The organism is Flavobacterium sp. GQ95, from assembly GCF_059758655.1.
The window spans coordinates 82,655-106,162 of the sequence record NZ_JCAXEB010000005.1; the positions used below are offsets into that span (position 1 = coordinate 82,655).

Below are 23,508 nucleotides of genomic sequence, written 5' to 3' on the forward strand. Positions count from 1 at the left end.
TAAAAGAAACTAGTTTCTCACACATAGCTATGTGTTTTGATGCAAGTGAAATGCTTTTTTAATATATGAAAACTATGTTTCTATGTGTTTAATTTTTTCACGCAGATTTTAAAAAGATTTAAGCAGATTTTTTATCTAGTTATATTTTTTCACGCAGATCTAGGAGATTTTTAATTTTTAATTCTCAATTTTTAATTTTTCGTAAATTCTTACAAATAAAATCCATGCCAGATCTGTTTAAACTCAGGGCACAAGCAAGTTTTTCCTATCAGTAAATTCCTAAGTAGTTTTACGTTTTTTGAAAGCTGTTTATTACATTTTTTTATAAACACCGTAGTCAAACCGTAGCCAAAAATTAACATTGTGGGTAGTTTATTTGTTAATATTGTCATCTTATTAATACAATATGTATCTGTTTTTCAAAAAATAGAAGATTTATTGTGTTAATAAGCTTTACTAAAAAAAAACTACAAATAATGAAACAAAAAGACTCTTTTTTCGGCCGACCACCGGGAAGCAATTATTATTTTTTAAAAAGGTGTATCATCTTGATACTATTTTTTCTTACACCTTTTCTAAAACTTCATGCCCAATGCAACACTTTAATTTGGTCTGATGAATTTAACGGAACAACTGTAGATTTAACCAAATGGCAAAGTATTTCCGGAAACGGCTGTCCTTCGCTTTGCGGATTTGGAAATGCGGAGGCACAGCGTTACGATCCTAATCAGGCGACGATTGTAAAGGAAGGGACAAACAGTTATCTAAATATTCAGGCGAAGTACGAACCAAATGCATCATTCCCGCAACAGCCATATTCCTCTGCAAAACTGACAACGGAAGGGAAATATGCCGTTAAATACGGAAGAATTGAAGCCCGTATGAAATTATCTTCCGGAATGGGAGCGTGGCCTGCCTTCTGGATGTTACCTGCCGGTACAGCCAATTGGCCTTTTACAGGTGAAATTGACATCATGGAAGCCAAGCACAGAAATCCAAAATCTATTGATGGAACCATTCATTACGACGGAGGAGGATATCATTATACAGGCAGAAGTTATTCATCGCCAACTGATTTGTCGACTGAATTTCACGTTTATGCTGTAGAATGGGGACCCAATATCATCAAATGGTTTATTGATGGAAATTTATTTCATACCGCTACACCAAATACAACTGTAAACGGCGGATGGCCATTTAACGATCAGCAGTTTTATATCATTTTAAATCTGGCTGTTGGTAGTTTAGGAACGCCTTATACAAGTGTAAACGGTGTAGGAGTGGAGCCAATTCCGGCTGATTTTCCAGCAAAATTACAAGTGGATTACGTTCGCGTTTACAGCGGAAGTTTTTCGTATGGTGTTTTGGGTGATGCAAAAGTGTATCATAATGAAACCGGTAAAACCTATTCTATAAATGCAATCGCAGGTGGAACGTACAACTGGACAGTTCCTGCGGGAGCGACAATTACTTCAGGACAAGGGACAAACACCATTACCGTTAACTGGGGAACAACTGGGGGAGATGTTGCTGTAGCTACAACAGTTTCGGGCTGTGCTGCTAATACTTATAAATTAGCCATTACAACAGAAGCTCCTCTGCCGGTAGAGAAAATCCATGAAGATTTTCAATCGAACCGAAATATCGTATACGGAAACAAAACGGGTGTTTTGACAGAAGCTGTTGCAAATCCATCAGCTACTGGAATTAATACTTCTGCTTCAGTAGGGAGATATGTTCGTAATGCCTCTGAATTGTATGATGTTTTGAATATTAAAAATATAGTGATCAGCAATGCAAACGATTATGTATACGGAAGAAAAAAACTTTCTTTTGATATTTATACTTCAGCACCTGTTGGTACAAAGATTTCTATGCAACTGGAAAATAGTCTGGTGACAACGGCAACCAATTTTCCGTTAGGAAGACATAGCGGTTACAAAGCCACGACAACGGTACAAAACAAATGGGAAACCATTGAATTTGAATTTGAAAAAGTCATCGACCCAAATACAAGTGCCTTGACGATCAATAATGTGGTATTTCTTTTTGAATCGAATTCGAATTCGGGCGCAACCTATTATTTCGATAATCTGCTCACAAAAGCAGCACCCGAAAAACCAATTATTGCAACTGATGTTTTGCAAAACTATGACGGTATTAATAAAATTATCAAAGGAACTACAACCGGAACTTATTCAGTAGTAGCAAATCCGGGAGCAAATTCGGTTAACTCATCAGCAAATGTGGCGAGATATGTTCGAAATGTAACCGAGCAATATGACGTACTTTTCTTCAACACACAAAGTACCATTGAAGATGCAGGTTTACTGAAAAATCAGACCAATAAAATTATGATTGATGTGTATACTTCGGCACCAATTGGAACCGTTGTGAGTTTGAATTTAGAAAATAGTGCGACATCGCTTCCTGCAAATTTTCCAACAGGACGAAACAGTAACTATGTTGCGATTACCACCAAACAAAATCAATGGGAAACACTGACTTTTTATTATAATTCAAGTCCGGATGCAGGAACTTCAAATTTAGCCATTAACCAAATGGTTATTTTAGCCAACTCAGGTTCTTATACCAGTGATACCTATTATTTTGATAACATCAGAATTGGTTCTACCAAACTTCCGGATACTTTTACGCCAGGAGTAGTTTATGAAGATTACCAAAACACACACAATATTACGTTTAGAGATGCTATCGGAACTTATACGCCAAACACGGCAAATCCAAACGCAAGCGGAATTAACACGTCTTCAAACGTTGGAAAATATGTTAGAAAAGCAACGGAATTGTATGATAACTTCTCGTTCAATACCACTTTAACAAACATCGGAGATTTCAAAGGCGGAACCAAAAAGTTTGCGATGGATGTGTATACTTCTGCACCGGTTGGATCTATAATTTCCTGGCAGGCAGAAAGCAACGCTTCGATTCCGTCCAATTATCCTGCCGGAAGACATAGTATTTATCAGGGTGTTGTAAAACAAAGTAATGCCTGGCACACGGTTACTTTTACGTATGCAAGTTCGCCAGATGCATCGACATTAGACAGCGAAGTAAATCGTTTTGTTTTCTTGTTAGAACCGGGAACAAGCTCAGGAAATACCTATTATTTTGATAATCTTAGAGCTTTAAATTTAGTTTCTACAGAAAATCCACCGGCAACTTTGCCAGCGCCGTGGGTGAGTACCGATTTAGGTGCCGTAACTCCGCCCGGAGAAGCGACTCACGCCAGCGGAACTTTTACTATCAAAGGTTCAGGAAATGATATTTGGGAAACAAGTGATCAATTTCAATTTGTAAACCAACCGATTACAGGCGATGCTGAAATTATCGCCAAAGTAAATTCATTAACCAACACCAATACATACGCAAAAGCCGGAGTAATGTTCCGTGAAACGCTTACATCAACTTCTAAACATGCCATGACCGACGTAAGTGCAGCGGCAGGTGTAGAGTTTTTGTCAAGAGATGCTGTTTCGGGAATCACAACTGCTACGGTAGCGGCTGGTACGGCTCCAAAATGGATTCGTATCGTAAGAGCTGGAAATGTATTTACTTCTTACACTTCAGATAACGGAACAACCTGGACACAACTTGGTACGCCAAGAACGATTGCCATGGCAAGTACTATTTATGTAGGTATGGCTGTAACATCCCATGCAAATGGAACTTTGACAACAGGAGTTTTCAGTGATGTTATTGTTCGAAATATTAGTGTTCCAACCAATACCAATTTAGCTTTAGCAAAAACAACTACAGCTTCTACAGAAGAAAATGCTACTTATTCTTCGGCGAAAGCTACAGACGGAGATGCAGGAACACGTTGGGCGAGCAGTTTTGCTAATACAAGCGAATGGATTTATGTGGATCTGGGAAGCAATTACAACATCAATCGAGTAGTCTTAAAATGGGAAGCCGCTTTTGCAACTCAATATAAAATACAGCTTTCTACAGATAATGTTTTCACAGAAAATGAAACCATAAACACACAAACCGCCAGCGATGGAGGAACAGATGATTTGGCAGTAAGCGGAACAGGAAGATATATCCGAATTTTATGCAACACAAAAGCCTTGACTCCATACGGATATTCGCTATTCGAAATTGAAGCTTACGGATCTGCTTCCACAGCGAAAAAAGCTGCAATTATTATCGAAGATACTCAGGTGACGGCAACAGAATTTGTGATGTATCCAAACCCGGCAACCAATTATATCCAACTTTCAATACCTGAAAAATTAGACAATAAAGTAATCACAATTCACAGTGATTCAGGAACATTGCTGCTAGATAAAAAACTGGATGATGATGTGAATGAAAGTCAGATTGACATTAGCCAATTAAAAAGAGGAATTTATATTCTGAATTTCAAATCGGATCAAAAAAGCTGGTCTAAAAAACTGATCAAGCAATAATTAAAACAGGCTGGGTGTAATGATCCTAAATAGTTACACCCGGCTTTTACGCATAAATATTTTCTCATTATTACTAATTAATTAAAAACCAATTTATTAACTAAAAATGAATGAAGAATGAGAAATTTTAAATTACTAAAAACCTTTGTTGCCGTAATGCTGTTCGCATTACTATCGAATTTTACGTATGGTCAGGGACCTATACCGTTTACCATTAGCAATACCTCCACCTTTAACGACAACGAATTGTATGTCGCTATTGTAGGTATTGATTACACTACCGGAAATCACGTTTGGGTAAATGCCAAAACGAGTCAGGTTTTACCAATGAGTTCGTCTTATAATACGGTTACAGGACCAACAATTGGAGGGAATACCGGTCCGGGACAAAATTCAAAATATGCTAATTGTTTTACCAAGTTGAGTGAGATTCCGAATAAGACTTTTACGCTGCCACAAATTGCAGGCTGTAGAGTTTTTATTGCCAAAGGACAACAGCTGTATTTTTACTTTTTTGGAGCAAGTGGTGCGCCTTCAGGTTATACTTCTCCGAATCCTTTGAATGCAACCGATCCGAATCAGGGAATTTTGTATGAAATTATCGAATTGACTAATAATCAATACGGTTTCTTCGGAAATCCTTCAAGAGTTGATTCGTATAAATATCCGATGGGATTGGAGTTGTTTGGAGCAAACGGCTATCAAAAAAGAGTCGGTGAATTAAAAAAACACGCTGATATTGTGGCGGCTTTTAAAGCCAATGTGCCATCAGAATTTCAGGGCTGCGTTAATGATGCAACGGGAGAAATCACCGCGCCATCAAAAACGCCTGCTTTCGCAGATGGAACTGGAGGAACTTCTGTAGGACCTCAGGCGAATTACCTAAAATCTTATATTGATGCCATTTGGAACAAATATAAAAATGAAGATTTAATTTTTTATGCCGGAGATGCCGGGGTCTTTAAAGGAAGAGTGATTGGAGAACAACTGGAAATGGTTGGACAATCGGGAGGTTTTACAGGCCGTACGGGTCGTGTACAAAACCGACCTTCGACTCAGGAAGCGCTTGAAGGAAAAGGAGTTCTGGACAGAAGATTGGTCGATGGAGATTTAGATCTTGTGATTCAGGCACAATTAACGGCTGCTATTAACAGACATGTTGTAAATACAACTACTGCCAATCCGGGACAGCAAAACTGGTACGATGCTTCAAAATTCTATCAGGTAAATCCAACGAATCATTATTCTAAATTTTGGCATTTGCCAGGCATTAGCGTTGATAATCTGGCGTACGGATTTGCTTATGATGATGTGGCAGATCAATCGCCATCGCTTCATTCTCCACAACCTACAAAAGTAATTGCTGTTTTTGGAGGATATGCAGGATCAGTTCCTTCAGTACCGGCTACAACAGATGTGATTACGGTTTATAAAGATTGTAATTACACCGGATTTTCTGGCGGATTGACTATTGGTGATTATAATCTGGCGCGTTTGAATACTTTGGGTGTTTTAAATGATGATATTTCTTCGTTGAAAGTCGCAAAAGGTTTTCAGGCGATTTTGTATCAGGATGATAATTTTAGCGGAACTTCGACCGTAATTAATGCTGATAATTCTTGTCTGAATACAACGTGGAATGACAAAGTAACTTCTATCAGAATTCTTGCTAACGGAACGACTACTTTAGGAAATCAGACTTTCTTTTTACAAAACAGAAACAGTAATTTGAATATGGATGTCTGGAATGCAAGTTTAGCTAACGGAGCGAATGTTGCACAAGGAACGGTAAATACAGGAAATAATCAAAAATTTACATTTACGCATTTGGGTAACGGTATGTATAAAATTATCGCCAACCACAGCGGACAATCTTTAGACGTAAATAACTTTAATAAAGATAATGGTGCCAATGTAGAGCAATATCCATACAATGCTACTCCAAATCAGCAATTTATATTGGTTGCTACTGGCGATGGCTTTTATAAAATCGTAGCCAGACACAGTGGCAAATTGATAGAAGTTGCAGGTGCAAGCACAACCAATGGTGCCAATGTTCAGCAATGGCAGGATAACGGTCAGACTTGCGCACAATGGAAATTAGTTCCGGCCACAACCTCACAAACCTCTGTTTTAATTCAGGCTGAAGATTATTCTGCCATGAGCGGAATTCAGGTGGAAGCTACCACAGATTCAGGAGGAGGTTCGAATGTAGGTTATACTGAAACGGGTGACTGGATAGCTTATAACAGCATAAATTTCCCAACTACCGGTTCTTATTTAATCGAATACAGAGTGGCTAGTGCTGTTGCAGGAGGAAAATTATCATCTGACTTAAATGGCGGAACTATTGTTTTGGGTTCTGTTGATATTCCAAATACAGGAGGATGGCAAAACTGGCAAACGGTTTCCCAAACAGTAAATGTGAATGCCGGAACCTACAATTTCGGAATCTACATTCAGAATACCGGAATGAACATCAACTGGATAAAAATTACAAAAGTTGGTGCTGGTTTAGCTGCTAAAACGGCTTTAGCTCCAGTTGAAGAAGAAACTCCAGCCGAAACAGTTTTAAATGTTTATCCAAGTCCGGTTGAAAATACACTTTTTGTTACAACAGATATTTCAGGAGAAAACATAAAAATAGTGGATTCACAAACCGGAGCAGTTGTTTCAACTCAAAAAGGCAATAATAATGGTATCGATGTTTCGCAATTAAGAAAAGGCATCTATTTGATTGTTTTTGAAAAGGAAGGCAAACAGACGATCAAGCGCTTTATAAAAAAATAGTTTTAAAAACAGATTTTAGACTTCGATTTCAAATCTCAGATTTATTTGCCCTGAAATTTAAATGAAGTAAGTGGAATTTGGTATCAAGTAGTCAGATATCAAATTCCATCTAAAATCTATCCCGAAGTCCCGGGACTAAAATCTAAAGTTTCATTTATTAATCCCTTAATCTATTAAAACAAATTACTATGAAAAACAATTACAAAACAATGCAGCTAAAATGGATGATCATTTTGGCATTGGGTGTTTTTAATTTAGCAATTGCCCAAAAAAAAGTTATAGCTTACATTCCCAACTGGATCGATTTGAATGCTTTTTCAAGCACTATTCAGTACAGTAAATTAACGCACATTAATATTGCGTTTGAAAATCCGGATGCCAATGGATATCTGACTTTCAATTCAGGAAGTAACTCCATTATTAATGCTGCACATGCACAAAATATTAAGGTTTTTGTTTCTCTTGGAGGAGGTTCAGTTTCTGAAGGCGGTGCCATTCGTGACAATTATTTTAATCTGATTACACCGGCAAACAGAACTGCTTTTATTCAAAAATTATATGATTACGTTGTAGCTCATAATTTTGATGGAATCGATGTAGATCTTGAAGGCCCGGCAATTAATAGCGATTACGGCGGATTTGTAATTGCTTTGGCGAATAAATTGCATGCCAATGGCAAATTGATTTCAGCAGCACTTTCAGAAGGATATGGTGGCGCCAATGTACCTGCATCTACTTTTGCAGCTTATGACTGGATTAATATCATGGCGTATGATGCAACAGGACCTTGGCAACCGGGAAGTCCGGGACAGCATTCTCCATACAGTATGGCGGTTAATCAGTTTAATTACTGGACAGGAAGAGGATTACCAGCCAGTAAAGCCATTATTGGATTACCTTTTTACGGATATGGTTTTGGAGCTTCAGCCAATCAGGGAATTTCTTATGCTAATATCGTAGCACAATATCCCGGAGCAGAAAATGTTGATCAGGTCGGAAATACTATTTATTATAACGGAATTCCAACCATCAAAGCAAAAACAACTTTTGCGATTCAAAATGCAGGTGGTGTTATGATTTGGGAATTATCTCAGGATGCGGTTGGTTCTAAATCACTATTAACAGCCGTAAATCAGGTTATTACGGGAAGCCAGCCACCAACGGGCGGAACTTTAATTCAGGCAGAAAATTATTCCACAATGAGTGGTGTTCAAACTGAAGGTACTACAGATACTGGAGGAGGTCTAAACGTAGGTTACGCAGATACAGGTGATTGGATGGCGTATTACAATATCAATTTTCCAACTTCTGGTAATTATGTAATTGAATACAGAGTAGCAAGTGCTGTTTCCGGAGCCAGATTATCATCAGATTTAAGTGCAGGAACAATTCAGCTTGGTGCTGTAAATGTCCCTAATACAGGAGGATGGCAAAACTGGCAGACCATCACTCAAACGGTGAATGTAAATGCCGGAACGTATAACTTCGGAATCTATATTCAGAGTTCAGGTGTGAATTTAAACTGGTTTAGAATTACAAAAGCGGCTTCAGGTTTGGCAGCAAAATCAGCTTTAACAGATACCGCTACTGAAGAAAAAATCGAAAGTCTGACTATTTATCCAAACCCTACAGAAAGCACTATTTTCTTTACTGCTGAAGTTTCTGGTGCCAATGTGAGTGTTATTAATTCTCAGGGAGGTGATACAGTTTCGGTACAAAAAATCAGTAACAACAGTCTTGATGTTTCGGGTTTAAAATCAGGAATATATCTGGTTTTAGTTGAGAAAGACGGAATAAAAACAGTGAGACGTTTTATTAAAAAATAGATCTTAACCGCAAAGTTCGCAAAGATTTTTGTCTTAGTTAGCGCTCAGAAAACACAAAGTTCGCAAAGCTTTGTCAATAAACACTTTGCAAACCTTGCGTAAATCTTAGCGCCCTTTGCGGTTAAATCACTTCAATTCATTAACCGCAAAGTTCACAAAGATTTTTTTCTTAGTTTGCGCTCAGAAAACACAAAGTTCGCAAAGTTTTATCAATAAACACTTTGCGAACCTTGCGTAAATCTTAGCGCCCTTTGCGGTTAAATTTAGGCAAATAAGATTGCAATCCTTTTAACCCCCAAATCCTACCTTACATATGAAAACCAATTACAAATTTCGGTTAAGCTTATTTCTATTTCTGGCTTTTAGCAGTTTTGCAATTGCACAGACTTCTTTAGGTTCAACCAAAACTTTTATGAATACTTTAAAGCAGGAACTGGTCACTAGTACAACCTCAAAAGGTATAGAAAAGACCATTTTGCTTCAGGTCGAAAATTCAAAAAACTTTAAAGGAAAAATCAATTATAAAGAATCAAATGCGTCTAGCGAATTCCTGATTGGAGAAATCAAAGACGTTCCCGAATCTTCTTTTTTTGTCAAAGTGATAGAGAAAAAACTGGAAGGCCATATTATTTTAAAGAAAACCAAAGAAGCCTTCAAATATTATTCAGACGCTCAGGGATATGCTTATGTTTCTAAAGTGGATATCAATACGATCGTTTGTATCAATTTTGATGATATCCCTGAAAACACTAAAAAAACAACCAATAAAACTGCTGTTGCTGCTGCAATTGCACCCGCTTTATTGAACTTACAAAGTTTACCGGGCGCAGCAGGTTGTGTGATGTTGGATTTTGACGGTTATAATATGCCGGCAGGAAATCTGTGGAATAACGGAAATGCTATCAACGCAGCGCCATCCGGAATGAGTGATGCCGATGTACAACAACATTGGGAAGTAGTTTCAGAAGATTACCGACCTTTTAATTTAAACGTTACGACAAGTGAAGCCGTTTTTAATTCGTATCCAAGAAACAGAAGAATGCGCGTGGTGGTAACTCCAACCAATACTGCAGCTCCGGGAGCAGGAGGTGTCGCTTATATTGGTTCTTTCAATTGGGACAATGATGTACCTTGTTGGGTATTTATTACTTCGGGTAAATCGGGTGGAGATGCCTCAGCGCATGAAGTTGGTCATACTTTCGATCTGGGTCATGATGGCCGTACGACTCCCAAAGAGGATTATTTTGTCGGGATAAACAATACTTCTTGGGCACCTATTATGGGAGCGGGTTATTACAGGCCTGTTGTACAATGGAGTAAAGGAGAATATGACTATTCCAATAACAAACAAGATGATGTTGCCACTATCGCAAGTGCTAAATTCGGAGTGGGATACAGAGGCGATGATTACGGAAATACTATTGCTTCTGCAGCCACTTTAGACTATAATGCAAGCGGCGCAATTAATCAGAAAAACGGAATTATTTCAAGTGAAGCAGATTATGACTTCTTTACGTTTACAACTGGTGGTGGAAATGTCTCTATAAATGCCAATACGGTTTCAAGAGACGGAAACCTGCATCTTTTGCTCCGATTGTATAATTCGGCCGGAGCAGAAATGGGAACCTATTGGAATTCAGATCCGTTTGCTTTGAACGCTTCTATGAATGTGAATTTGCCTGCCGGAAAATATTTTGTCGGTGTTGACGGCAACGGAGCAGGAAGTGCCGGTTACGGTGGATATTCGGCTTATGGTTCTATCGGAAGTTATTCGATAACCGGAACGATTCCACCGGGAGGAAATATAGCCCCTTCAACTGATGTAATTACGGCTTACAAAGATTGCAATTACACCGGATTTTCGGGCGGATTGACAATTGGTGATTATAATCTTGCACGTTTAAACTCTTTGGGAATCTTAAATGATGATATTTCGTCACTTAAAATTACACAGGGTTTTCAGGCGATTTTATATCAGGATGATAATTTTACCGGAGCTTCGACTGTAATTAATTCTGATAATTCGTGTTTAAATACAACGTGGAATGATAAAGTAAGTTCGATTCGAATTCTAGCCAATGGAGTCACCACTTTAGGAAATCAGACTTTCTATTTGCAAAACAGAAACAGTGGCTTAAATATGGATGTATGGAATGCCAGTTTAGCAAACGGAGCCAATGTGGCACAGGGAACTGTCAATACAGGAAACAACCAAAAATATACTTTCACCCATTTAGGCGATGGTCTATATAAAATTATTGCCAATCATAGCGGTCTGTCATTAGATGTAAATAATTATAATAAAGATAATGGAGCCAATGTGGAACAATATCCGTACAACGGAACCACCAATCAACAATTTATTTTATTTGCAGCTGGTGATGGATTTTATAAGATTATTGCCAGACACAGCGGTAAACTGGTTGAAGTTGCAGGAGCTAGCACGACAAACGGTGCAAATGTACAACAATGGCAGGATAATGGACAGACTTGCGGACAATGGAAATTAATCTCCACCACAACTGCCCAAACTTCAACTTTAATTCAGGCCGAAGATTATTCTGCTATGAGTGGAATTCAGGTAGAAGTGACAACAGATACCGGAGGAGGATCAAACGTTGGTTACACCGAAACAGGCGATTGGATTGCGTACAATAACATCAATTTTCCAACGACTGGTTCTTATTTAATTGAATACAGAGTAGCAAGTGAAGTAACGGGTGGCAGATTATCATCTGATTTAAATGGAGGAACTATTATTTTAGGAAATGTTGATATACCTAATACAGGAGGCTGGCAAAACTGGCAAACGGTTTCGCAAACTGTAAGTGTGAATGCCGGAACGTACAATTTTGGAATCTACATTCAAAATACGGGTATGAACATCAACTGGATTAAAATTACCAAAATTGGTGCAGCTGCCATAACCCGCGAAACTTCATCTATTATTGAAGAAGAAAAGCCAACTGATGTTGTATTTAATGTATACCCAAATCCGGTTTCAGAAACGTTATTCTTTACAAAAGATGTTTCGGGAGGAAATCTGAATGTTGTTGATTCTCAAACAGGAAATATAGTTTTATCTCAAAAAATAAATGACAATAGTTTGAATGTTTCGAATTTGAGACAGGGAATTTATTTAGTTGTTTTTGAGAAGGATGGAGAGAAGACGATTAAGCGTTTCATTAAAAAATAATCCTAATCATTCGCCATAATGATTTAGATACATTAATTTTAAGGTTTTAATGTAGTGAAGGCTGTCAGAAATGACAGCCTTTTTATTATGGTATAATTTTTTCATGACGTAATTGATCAAATAGTTGCTTTTGCGTTTGTAAATCCGACAGGCTTTTAAAACCTGTCTGGTTTGAATGCGCATAGAATTGCGTTTTTATATTGATTCCCATTTTCCATTTTCTTTTGCCAGATCAATCATAAGCTGTCCATGTTCGGTCATTAAACCCTGTTCGATCATTTTTGCTACTCGGTCTTTATTAGGCTGGCTCCATTTACTTTTCTTCGGATTTCTGGGTGTAAAAGTCAGATAGAAACTTTCAAAATCCCGTTTTTTACACAAACTATCGATCCAGCCAAAACACAAAGCTTCTTCAGTTGCATCATTTAAATTGATGCTTTCGACTTTACTTTTTTTGTGGTATAAAATCAACCAGACTGATTTCTCTGTTTGAGAATTTTGCTGCAGCCAGTTGCGCCATTCTTTTCTGGTTTGGGCGTAGATAGCTAATTTTCCGTCTTTTGTTTCCATAATTTATCCGAATTACTGATATAAATTTAATGAAAAATTTAACCGCAGAGGTTTTTTACCGCAAAGTTCGCGAGGATTTGATTTTGATTGTGCTTACAAATGTCAAAAGTTCGCAAAGCTTTGTCAATAAAATTTAGCCGCTAAGTTTTTTTACTGCAAAGGGGGCAAGGATTTTATTTTGATTGTGTTTACAAACGCAAAAGTTCGCAAAGCTGGGATTGACAAAGCTTTGCGAACATTGCGTAAAATCTTAGCGAACCCTGCGGTTAAATAATTAAGCACTAAAAATTATTATTCGATAACAATAAGTTAAAGACTTTTCACCTATTAATCTATAAAATTGCAGATCCCCATTTATAAAACTTAATCGATGAATTTTAAATATATTATTCTAAATAAAAACAGATTTTTCATATTGTTTTTTATTTTTTTCAATGTTACTATTTCAGCCCAAAACCCTAAGAATCTTAACGGCACTCAAATCGCTTTTTTATCTGATGTGCATCTACAGGATTTATTCGGAAGCTTTTCAGATAATGATTATAAAGGAGTTTTAAATCCGAAAACCGGTCAATATGTTTTACTGCGAACGATGGCCTCGCAATTGCATTCGACCCGAATTTTCAATGAAAATTATTTCGCGTTTATAGCCGCTTTGGAAGATATCGCAAAACGAAAAATAAAATACGTAGCACTTCCCGGAGATTATACTGATGACGGTCAGCCTATTCACGTTCGTGGTTTAGAAAAAATTTTAGAGCAATACAGCAAAAAATATAATATAGAGTTTTTTATTACAACAGGAAATCACGATCCCGTTGGACCTTTTGCACAAGATTCCGGTAAGGAAGATTTTCTTGGAAAAGACGGAAAAAGCCAGCCCATTTATAGCAAAGACGGCCTTTATAAGCCCAATTTAAGTACCGAACAGCCTGTAATTGTAACAGCCGATATTGCCAAAATGGGTTATTTAGGAATCACAGACGGATTAAAAGATTTTGGTTTTTATCCGAATAAAAAATACAAATTCTGGGCAACACCGTTTTCTACTTATAACAGCCAAAATTATAGTTTTGAAAAAGCTTCTGAAGCTGCTTTATTGCCAAACCGAGTTTATAATGTAACGCCGGGTTATGAAGTTCCGGATGTGAGTTATGTCGTTGAACCAATCGATGGACTTTGGTTAATGGCGATTGATGGGAACGTTTATATCCCGAAGAAAAATGATGGCGATCCAAAAGATCCTAAGAATTATTCAGAAGCGAGTACAGGTTATAATAATGTGCTGTCGAATAAAAAACATCTTATAAAATGGGTTCAGGATATTTCAGCGGAAGCCAAAAAACAAGGCAAAACTTTAATCGCTTTCAGTCATTTTCCGATGATTGATTTTAATGATGACGCTTCCGCGGAAATAAAAGCACTGCTTGGACCAAACAAATGGCAGTTGAACAGAGTTCCGGTGGAAGAAGTTGCCAAGACTTTTGCTGATGCCGGATTGAAAATTCACTTTGGAGGACATATGCACATCAATGATACCGGAATTCGCACAACGGAAAAAGGCAATACTTTGGTGAATATTCAAACGCCGTCTTTGGCTGCTTACATTCCCGCTTATAAATTATTGACGATTAAAAAAGAGAATGTAGTTGATATTCAAACCATCACAATTGATAATGTTCCGCGTTACGATGAACTTTTTGATTTGTATAAAATGGAATATCAGTTTCTGCAAACTCAGCAGACAAAAGATATTTGGAATATCAATATTCTGAAAACCAAAAACTATCATGATTTTACCGATTTCCATTTGAAGGAACTAGTTCGTTTGCGTTTTTTATCAGACGATTGGCCATCCAATTTTAAAGATTTTTTCCTGAAACTTTCTGCGCAGGATTTATTGGTTTTAGCAAGCGTCCAATCGGATAGTGATTTTGATAAAGTTTTGAAAAACAAAGAAAGATTTCAGAAAGAATGGGAGGAAGCAAAAGTAAAATCGGCTCAATATTTAAAGGAAAACAAACTCAAAAAAGAAGATTTTAACTGGACTGGCTATGATTTACTGGTTGATTTTTATCGTTTTAGAAGTGCCGATGAATTGGCTTTAGCCGATGTTGGAACTGCAAGAGCGAAACAGTATAAAATCTTGTCTCAGTTGTTTTTTGAAAATCATGCAGCCGATACTTTAAAAGAAAAACCGCTGCAAAACCAGATGCGATTGTTTTTGATCATCTTCAATAAATTCATGCACGAAGTCCCGGCAGATCATTTTACTGTTGATTTGAAAACTGGGGAGATTATTGCTAAATAGAAATGAGAATGGCACACGGATGACACGGATTTAGGCGAATTTGCGCTGGTTTTTTTATTCTCATTTTATGTCATTGCGAGGAACGAAGCAACCACATTTCATTTGTTATGTCAAACTTTGCGTATTCTTGTTAGTGCGGTTGCTTCGTTCCTCGCAATGACATACTTTGTGTTTGTTATGATTAAAAAAAATCCGCCTAAATCCGTGTCATCCGCGGGCCATTATCCACAATACTTTAGTTTGTTCCATTAACCGGATCAACTCTCACATAAGTCCCATCATCATATTTAACCTGATAAGGAGAATTAAAAAACGTACTTGGCAAATAATAATCGGTCGTTATAATTTGTGCGCCTGATTTTTTAGCAGCTTCGAAGTGTGAATAATCATTTTTACGAGCTTCCTTAGTATCTGAATCAGCTCTGGTTCTGATGATATAGCCTTTTTTAACTAAATCTGCAATTTGAGGATCTTCAGAATTATTTCTGAATAAAGTTGCTGCTTCCGGTTTTCCAGGTTCAGCATTGATGAAAACGGCACGCCCTTTAAGTGAAGGATGATTCAAAGCATACAAATCTCTTTTTGCTCCGTTGTTATCCAAAATAAACAAGAATTTACCTTTTGCTTTTTTCAGTGTTGGCCAATTGTTGTTCAAAACTGCTTCTTCAAGTGTTTTATATTTTCCACGAACCATGTCTGGCGTGATTACTTTATCTCCTAAACCTTTTCTAAGTTCCTTGTCTAAAGCGTCAAATAATTCAGGTGTAAATTTCTCTGCTTTTGTACCTAAGTGGCTATCGTCATCTTTTGGCTCCAAAGTAATAAAAACCGGAACGTGATCGGGATTGGCATCAGACCATTTTTTTAATTCTGCAAGGCAATTTTGAAGCGTATAACAGGATGTTCTAAAATCGATATCGATCATATGAAAAACTTTAAAACCCGGTTTTTTCATTTCTCCATTCGGGTCATAAGGTTTTTCAGATTTTGTGATGTCTAAACCTTTTGGATGTGCATATTTTCCGCCTTTAGCATCACCCTGAACATCAATTTCAAGATTTCTTAAACCTTTATTTAACTGGTCGGTAATGGAAATATGAGTGTATTGCAGACCTTTTAAGGAACGGCTTGTGTCTTTGGCCTGAATGATATTGTATAGATCAGTTTCAATCGCCTGACGGTAACTGTTATGAGAACCAATTACCTGAATTTGATTGATTTTTAGATTGTCATTTTGTGCCTGAACGCTGTTGTTTATAGCGCCGGCAAGAAATAAGGTGAAGAGAATTTGTTTCATGATGTAAGGTATAAAAAGTGTTTCCAGATTAGGGGACGCATCAAAAGAGAATACTTTTTTATCCATAACTAAATTAATAGAAAATTTTGAATTTCATGTTAGATTAAGAAAAAGAAATAGCAAACCGATTGTCATTTTTGCTTTAAAATAGTAGTATTTATACAGCAAAAGAATTCATTATTTAATTTAAAGTTAACCTTCAGACAAAAAACTTTGGTATAAGATTTTATTAATTTACATCAACAAATACTACCAAATGCAGCTATGAATACTCCTGAAATTTTTGAACAAACGTATACCGAATACTGGAAAAAGCTCAACGCGTTTTCGTATACGATGACTCAGGATAAAGACTTGGCGCAGAACATCGTTCAGGATGTTTTTATTGATTTGTGGGAACGAAAAGATGATCTGAATATTAATGCGATTGAACCTTATTTATTTCGCGCTGTAAAAAATCAGGTTTTCAAACATTATCAAAATAACAGGTTTGACAAGACCATTCTGGAAGATCAGTTTGAAGATTATATTATTGATAATTTCGCTTCAATCGATCCTGAATTAATGGATTCACTTTATTCTTTATTAGATAAACTTCCGGAGAAGCGTAAAGAAGTTTTGTTGATGTATAAATTTCAGGATATGTCAATCGATATGATTGCTGATGAGCTTGGTATTTCGAAACAAACGGTTAAAAATCAAATTTCATCTGCGTTAAAACAACTTCGTGAAGGCTTAAAAGACTTGGCCTGGCTGGCTCCATACGTTATTTTGCATCAAAAGTTTTAAGATAACTTTCAGTTGATGTTTTCATAATATTTCTCAATAGTACGATTTTATGATTCTGGTACTTACTTGTAATAATAAGTAGTATGATAAAAAGAATTAAACATAGTTTAGAACATCTTATAGATAAAAGTTCACGAAATAAAACTTCAATAGCAGAAGAAAATCTATTAAATGATTTTGCTTTTGACCAATATCAAAATTCAAAATGGAATGAAGTTGAAATGGGAAATCCCGCTGAAGTTTCGCAACATATATATGAAGGAATTCAACTTAGAATAGGAAAGAAGAGAAGCTTCAATCCTTATTTAAAATACATGGCCGCTGCCAGTATTCTTTTTCTTGTTGGTTTGGGATTCTTTTTCAAACCAGGTTTTTCAGTTGAAAAGCGCTTAACATTTAAAACTTTAGATACCCCCAAATCTATCCAATTAAATGATGGCTCGAAAATTTATCTGGCAGCAAATTCTATATTTCAATATCCTGAAAAATTTCAGGGAAATGAAAGACAGGTTTCGCTATTAAAAGGAAATGCATTTTTTGAAGTGGCCAAAGACAAAAAACATCCTTTTATCATTACTTCAGGCGAAATTAAAACAAGAGTGGTTGGGACTTCTTTCCACATTCAGTTATCAAAATCAAAATGCGAAGTGATTGTCGTAACCGGAAAAGTAAATGTTACTTCAAAAGGGCACAGTGTTGATTTGGTTCCGAATGAAGAAGCTTTGTTTGAATCTCAAAAACTGACCAAACAACTGGCTAACAAATCATTTTTGGTTAATTGGTATAACACTGATGTTACGCTAAATCAGACAACTCTTAAGCATGTTATCACGATTTTACAATATAAGTACGGAGTTTCATTTCAATATGATAATGAAAAAGTATTAGCAACGCCGTTGACGGTGTTCATTAAGAAGGACGCATCATTAGAGAATGTTTTAGAACAAATAAATTATATCACAAACCTAAAATTTAAAGTTTATGACGAAATAGTAAAAGTGGATTAAAAAACAAAAAAGCAGTTGCTGAGAACAACTGCGATTAATAAGTAAGTATCGATAAAAAACCAATAACTTAAATCATGTATTTTAAACTTTCCTATTTAAATCTAAAGAGAATTGTCTTTTTAGTAATGGCGTTACTGGCCATTCAAAATGGTTACAGTACAACTAATTTTCCTGAAAAATCAAATATAAAAAATAAAATAGAAAAAGCTACACTAGTTTCTATTTTTTCAAAATTAAGCCAGCAAACGGATTATAAATTTAGTTACGGACAAGCTATTATCTCTGATAATACGGTTTATACAGTAAATTATACAAACGAATCTGTTTCTTTAATTTTAAGTGACCTTTCTAAAAAAGCTAATTTCAATTATAACATTAATGGAAAATTAGTTTTAATTCAGAAAACAGAAGCTCCAAAAACGACAACACACAAAGCGGTTGACAGAATTAAAGTAAAAGGAAAAATTGTTGATGAAAACAAAGTGCCAATTCCTGGTGCAACTATTATGGAAACGAGTTCATCAAATTCAACAGTTTCAAACTTTGATGGTGAATTTGAAATCACGGTTGGAGAAGGAAAAACAATCGAAATCTCTTATTTAGGTTATAAAACAAAAACCGTAGCTGCACAAAATGGTTTTATGACGATTCAATTGGAACCAAATGCTGCTGAGTTAAACGAGGTTTTAATTGTGGGTTACGGAAAACAATCTAAAAAAGATGTTACCGGAGCCGTTACACAATTAGAAGCTGCCAACTTTAAACAAGGTATCGCTATTTCTCCAGACCAATTATTACAAGGAAAAGTAGCCGGTGTTCGTGTGGTAAGCACAAGCGGTGAGCCGGGAGCGGGAGTAAATGTTACGATTCGTGGAGTTGGTTCTATCAGAAGCGGAAGTACACCTTTGTTTGTAGTTGATGGTATACCATTATCAAATGATGATGTTAGCCCTGGTGCAAGTAATGTTGGTTTTGGAAGCTCACAGGCTAAAAATCCATTGAACTTTTTGAACAATAGTGATATCGAATCGATTACAGTTTTAAAAGATGCATCGGCTTCAGCAATTTACGGAGCAAGAGGATCTAACGGAGTTGTTTTGGTTACAACTAAAAAAGGATCAAAAGGAGAAGGAACTTTAACTTTTGATTCTTATACAGGAATTGCGACTATGGCTAATAAATTGGATGTTTTGAATGCTGATCAATACAGAAAAGCGATTAAAGACCCGGCTTTTGACCATGGAGGAAATACAGACTGGCAGGATGTAATTTTCAGAACAGCTGTTACAACAAACAATTCATTGGCTTTTTCTAAACAAACAGAAACAGGAAATTATTATGCTTCTGTAGCGCAAATGAATCAGGAAGGAATTATCAGAAATAGTAATTTTAAACGTATGTCAGGTAGAATCAACGCTGCTGAATCATTTTTGGATAACAAACGCTTGAAGGTAAAAATGAATCTTACAGCGAGTGAAACCAAAGATGATGGAGTTCCGACAAGTGATGACGGAGGTTCAAACGGACAGTTAATCGTTCATACTTTAATGGCAAATCCAACAAGATCTGTTTTTGATGCCAACGGAAAGTATACCAACTTTAACATGAATGCACATTATAATCCAGCTTATTTATTAAGTATTTATGATGACCAAACGCGTACATTAAGAGTTTTGGCCAATTTTGAAGCGTCATTGCGAATTGTAGACGGATTGGAATATAAAGTAAACATTGGTTTTGATCGTTCTGCAGCGGAAAGAAACACAACAATTTTCCCAAACTTAACGGATTTGAACCCTAAAGGGAAATATGTTCAGAACAATTTAGATTCAAAGAACTCTTTGATCGAGCATTATTTGACATACAATTTATTGTCAGACAAACATAAATTAGAAGCTTTAGGCGGATTTTCTTATCAGAAGTTTGAAAGATCAGGAACAAGTTTCAGCATTGACGGAATTACAAATCAGGGAGTTGGTGTACCACCAGCTATTAATCCTGGTTTTGCAGGAACACAATCAGGAGTTTCTGGTTATGCACAGGAAAATGAGTTACAGTCTTATTTTGGAAGGGTGAATTATACTTTCAACGAAAAATATCTTTTAACAGCTTCGATGAGAGCAGACGGTTCGACTCGTTTTGGTGATAATAATAAATACGGCTATTTTCCTTCAGCTGCTTTGGGGTGGAATATCTCTAAAGAAAAATTCTTAGAAAATGCTTCGGCTGTTAGCAACTTAAAATTAAGATTAAGCTGGGGACAAACTGGAAATCAGGAAGTAGAGAATAAAATCACTCAGGCAAGTTATTCATTGGCAGGTGCTGACGGATATTATTTGTACAACGATTTGAATTTGGTAAACGGAGTTTCTGTAAACAGAACACCAAACCCAGATTTAAAATGGGAAGTTGTAACGCAATATAATGCTGGTTTAGATTTTAGTTTTTGGAATGATAAATTCTACGGAACTTTAGATTATTTCAACAAAACTACAACAGATGCCATTTTGAATATTCCTTCTCAGGCATTGAGTCCAACAACTACAATCTGGACGAATATCGATGGAAAAATCATCAATAAAGGTTTTGAGTTTATGTTAGGATCTAAACTAATTGATAAAAAAGACTTCTCATGGAATATCGATATGAACGGAGCAACTTTAAATAATAAAATTGAAGATCTGCCAGTTTCAGAAATCTATTCAGGAACTATTTCAGGACCAGGACAATCCGGAGTTAATGCTAATATTTACAAAAGCGGTTATGCTGCAGGATCTTTCTATTTGTTACAACATACTGGTTTTGATGCAAACGGAGCTAATGTTTTTAAAGATCAAAACGGAGACGGAAAAATTGATAACAGCGACAGAGTAATCATCGAAGGAGCATTACCAACTTTCTACTACGGATTTAATAGTGATATGAGATACAAAAACTTTACGTTCTCGTTCTCAATCATTGGTCAAACCGGAGGTTATTTGTTGAATAACACAGGATTAAACGCTTTGAACATAAACAACTTAGCTTCTGACAGAAACGTTGCTACAGGTTATTATGAGTCGGGTGCAAATGCTACAAACTCTCCAATTTTATCTACACTTTTCTTAGAAAAATCAGATTTTATCAGATTGAATACGGCTCGCGTTGGTTACAATTTTGATTTAAAAGGAATGAACTGGATCAACGGATTGACACTTTATGTTACAGGACAAAACTTAATCACGATTACGAATTATTCTGGTTATGATCCTTTAATCAACAGTCCAAAATCAAACGGAGGAAATCAGTCTATTGGTATTGATTACGCTAGTTATCCAACTTCCAGAACGTTCAGTTTTGGAGCAACTTTAAAATTATAATTATTATGAAGACAAATAAAATTTTTAATATAAAATTAATCGCATTGTTCTCTTTCATCTGGTTGTTTGCCAGCTGTACTGATCTTAACGAAGTTGTTTTGGATGAGGTTTTAGGAAATAATGCTTCTAATCCTGCTGGTGCACTTGCTGCCGCTTACGATAGACTGGGAGACGGAACTTTTACAGATCACGGATGCATTTTTTCTTTACAGGAATACACTACAGATGAGGCTATTTTGCCAACTCGTGGAAGTGACTGGGGAGATGGTGGAAAATGGAGAGACATGCATGAATTTACATGGAAATCTGATAATGCCGTTGTAGGTGATAACTGGAACAAACTGACTAACGGAATTACACGTTCTTTAACAGCAATTCAGTCGATTGAAGAAAGTTCTATTCCGGAGAAAAAATTGTTTTCAGCTGAAGCCAAAGCACTTTTAGCGTATTATTTGTACACAACTTTAGATTTGTACGGACAAACGCCATACAGAGATCCAATGAACCCGAATGCGCCTTTGCAAATTTTAAAAGCCGATACTCAAATCGATCAGTTAATTACAGATGTTGAAGCTTTGATTCCTGATTTGGCTTCTATGGGAGAACAACAAACACATCATGGGCGTTTTACAAAAGAAGCAGCATATGGTTTTTTAGCTACTATGTATTTGAACCGTGCCGTTTTTAAAGATCGTTTTAATGCAAATTCAAGCTTTAATTTTAGTGAACCTGCGGTAAGCGGAGGAGGAACTGATATGGATCGTGTTATTTATTACACTTCATTGTTAATCAATTCCGGGAAATACAGTTTAGAAAGCGATTATTTCAAAAACTTTGCAAGAGACAACGAGAACGGAAAGGAACTTATTTTTGCTATTTCTCAAAAGATAGATTACATCCGTAATGGTTCTAACAGTTTCGCTTATATGTCTATGGAGCGTAACCAGAGAACATCTGCAGCAAACAGAGGAACAAACGCATCTTGTATTACTCCTGAATTTTATGCTACCTGGGATGGAAATCACGATGACCCGAGATTTCAACAACATTACCAATACGCAGATGGTACATGGTTTATGAATGATGGTACCGATGTAAGTGTTCCTGCAACAGATATCGTACCTAAAAGTGCTAATTTACCTTGGTTCCATTTTAATAGAGGAATTCAGGCCGGACTTCAATATGGTCCAATATTATTGCCTTCAGGATCTTTAGAAATGGTTGGGAACCGTATTAAAGTTTCTCCTTTATATATGGAGAAAAGTACGACTACCAGAATGGATTTTACGCCATCATTAACTTTCAAAAATCCTGCTCAGGCTGTTTTTGCTCAAAACGAAATCAATCAGGGAGCTCGTGTTTTTAAATATGAATTTGATCCGGAAGGAGGAAATGGCAACAGTAATGTTGATATTCCGTTGTTTCGTTTAGGTGGAATTTATACGATGAGAGCAGAAGCTTATTTCAGAAAAGGAAGTACAGGATTAGCGATGGATGATTTGAATAAATTGCGTACCAGTAGAAAAAGAGAGTCTTTATATGCAAGTGCTCCCGGAAAAGCTTTAACATCTTTAGATGCAATACAATTGTATAATGAAATAGGTTTCGAATTGTACTGGGAATTGTACAGAAGACCACAAATGATCCGTTTTGGAAAATTTGATTTACCAGGGACTGCAAAAACGGCTTCACAGCCTTTCAGAAGAGTATTCCCAATTCCACAATCAACAATTGATGTGACTAAAGAATTCAAACAAAATCAAGGATACAATTAGTTTTGTGTTAGTTTATTTTTATTTATTTTTTTACAAAAAGCCTGTCCCAGAAAGACAGGCTTTTGTTTTTTTATAAAAAATCAGGATTACTAAAGGAAATTTCTTGCGAAGTTTTTATTCAATTTATTGGTTTCAAATTATAAAATGAAACC

11 protein-coding genes are annotated in these 23,508 nt (G+C 36.3%); 9 read left to right on the plus strand and 2 right to left on the minus strand.

The window, feature by feature from the left end:
* Positions 1 to 548: 548 nt before the first annotated feature.
* The 4 genes from AC6CH4_RS11495 (at position 549) to AC6CH4_RS11510 (ending at position 12,248) form a co-directional block, all read left to right on the plus strand.
* Complete coding sequence (locus AC6CH4_RS11495; RefSeq protein WP_498103081.1) at positions 549 to 4,436, plus strand: family 16 glycosylhydrolase; 3,888 nt, start codon at positions 549 to 551, stop codon at positions 4,434 to 4,436.
* Positions 4,437 to 4,553: 117 nt separating this feature from the next.
* The gene (locus AC6CH4_RS11500) at positions 4,554 to 7,226 is read left to right on the plus strand and encodes a beta-1,3-glucanase family protein (protein ID WP_498103083.1); all 2,673 of its coding nucleotides are present in this window, start codon (positions 4,554 to 4,556) and stop codon (positions 7,224 to 7,226) included.
* A 188-nt stretch (positions 7,227 to 7,414) separates the two neighbouring features.
* On the plus strand, positions 7,415 to 9,052 hold the full coding sequence (locus AC6CH4_RS11505; RefSeq protein WP_498103085.1) for a glycosyl hydrolase family 18 protein: 1,638 nt from the start codon (positions 7,415 to 7,417) through the stop codon (positions 9,050 to 9,052).
* 313 nt (positions 9,053 to 9,365) lie between these two features.
* Positions 9,366 to 12,248 carry an RICIN domain-containing protein gene (locus AC6CH4_RS11510; RefSeq protein WP_498103087.1) on the plus strand — a complete coding sequence of 961 codons (2,883 nt, stop codon included), beginning with the start codon at positions 9,366 to 9,368 and terminating at the stop codon, positions 12,246 to 12,248.
* Between the two features lie 195 nt (positions 12,249 to 12,443).
* Here AC6CH4_RS11510 and AC6CH4_RS11515 read toward each other — a convergent pair whose 3' ends face one another.
* A complete protein-coding gene (locus tag AC6CH4_RS11515) occupies positions 12,444 to 12,818 on the minus strand; it encodes a YdeI/OmpD-associated family protein (RefSeq protein ID WP_498103089.1) in 375 nt (124 codons plus the stop codon).
* Positions 12,819 to 13,188: 370 nt separating this feature from the next.
* Between AC6CH4_RS11515 and AC6CH4_RS11520 the strand changes: the two genes are divergently transcribed.
* Positions 13,189 to 15,129, plus strand: a complete 1,941-nt coding sequence (locus AC6CH4_RS11520) for a metallophosphoesterase (RefSeq protein ID WP_498103091.1) — start codon at positions 13,189 to 13,191, stop codon at positions 15,127 to 15,129.
* Positions 15,130 to 15,364: 235 nt separating this feature from the next.
* Here the strand turns inward: AC6CH4_RS11520 and AC6CH4_RS11525 are convergent, their stop codons facing one another.
* Positions 15,365 to 16,426 (minus strand): phosphatidylinositol-specific phospholipase C1-like protein, encoded by a 1,062-nt coding sequence (locus tag AC6CH4_RS11525; RefSeq protein ID WP_498103403.1) that lies wholly within the window; start codon positions 16,424 to 16,426, stop codon positions 15,365 to 15,367.
* 264 nt (positions 16,427 to 16,690) lie between these two features.
* Between AC6CH4_RS11525 and AC6CH4_RS11530 the strand changes: the two genes are divergently transcribed.
* From AC6CH4_RS11530 to AC6CH4_RS11545, 4 genes are all read left to right on the plus strand, one after another.
* Positions 16,691 to 17,215: an RNA polymerase sigma-70 factor gene (locus tag AC6CH4_RS11530; RefSeq protein WP_498103093.1), complete on the plus strand. Its 525-nt coding sequence runs from the start codon at positions 16,691 to 16,693 to the stop codon at positions 17,213 to 17,215.
* An 83-nt stretch (positions 17,216 to 17,298) separates the two neighbouring features.
* Entirely contained in the window at positions 17,299 to 18,222 is a 924-nt protein-coding gene (locus tag AC6CH4_RS11535) for a FecR family protein (RefSeq protein WP_498103095.1), read from the plus strand.
* A gap of 74 nt (positions 18,223 to 18,296) precedes the next feature.
* A complete protein-coding gene (locus tag AC6CH4_RS11540; protein ID WP_498103097.1) occupies positions 18,297 to 21,581 on the plus strand; it encodes a SusC/RagA family TonB-linked outer membrane protein in 3,285 nt (1,094 codons plus the stop codon).
* A gap of 5 nt (positions 21,582 to 21,586) precedes the next feature.
* On the plus strand, positions 21,587 to 23,356 hold the full coding sequence (locus AC6CH4_RS11545) for a RagB/SusD family nutrient uptake outer membrane protein (protein ID WP_498103099.1): 1,770 nt from the start codon (positions 21,587 to 21,589) through the stop codon (positions 23,354 to 23,356).
* Positions 23,357 to 23,508 lie beyond the last annotated feature (152 nt).

Excerpts from the sequence above, each read along its gene's own strand:
- AC6CH4_RS11500 (WP_498103083.1), top strand. The coding sequence starts at position 4,554 with ATGAGAAATTTTAAATTACTAAAAACCTTTGTTGCCGTAATGCTGTTC.
- AC6CH4_RS11505 (WP_498103085.1), top strand. The coding sequence starts at position 7,415 with ATGAAAAACAATTACAAAACAATGCAGCTAAAATGGATGATCATTTTG.
- AC6CH4_RS11510 (WP_498103087.1), top strand. The coding sequence starts at position 9,366 with ATGAAAACCAATTACAAATTTCGGTTAAGCTTATTTCTATTTCTGGCT.
- AC6CH4_RS11515 (WP_498103089.1), bottom strand. The coding sequence starts at position 12,818 with ATGGAAACAAAAGACGGAAAATTAGCTATCTACGCCCAAACCAGAAAA.
- AC6CH4_RS11520 (WP_498103091.1), top strand. The coding sequence starts at position 13,189 with ATGAATTTTAAATATATTATTCTAAATAAAAACAGATTTTTCATATTG.
- AC6CH4_RS11525 (WP_498103403.1), bottom strand. The coding sequence starts at position 16,426 with ATGAAACAAATTCTCTTCACCTTATTTCTTGCCGGCGCTATAAACAAC.
- AC6CH4_RS11530 (WP_498103093.1), top strand. The coding sequence starts at position 16,691 with ATGAATACTCCTGAAATTTTTGAACAAACGTATACCGAATACTGGAAA.
- AC6CH4_RS11535 (WP_498103095.1), top strand. The coding sequence starts at position 17,299 with ATGATAAAAAGAATTAAACATAGTTTAGAACATCTTATAGATAAAAGT.
- AC6CH4_RS11540 (WP_498103097.1), top strand. The coding sequence starts at position 18,297 with ATGTATTTTAAACTTTCCTATTTAAATCTAAAGAGAATTGTCTTTTTA.
- AC6CH4_RS11545 (WP_498103099.1), top strand. The coding sequence starts at position 21,587 with ATGAAGACAAATAAAATTTTTAATATAAAATTAATCGCATTGTTCTCT.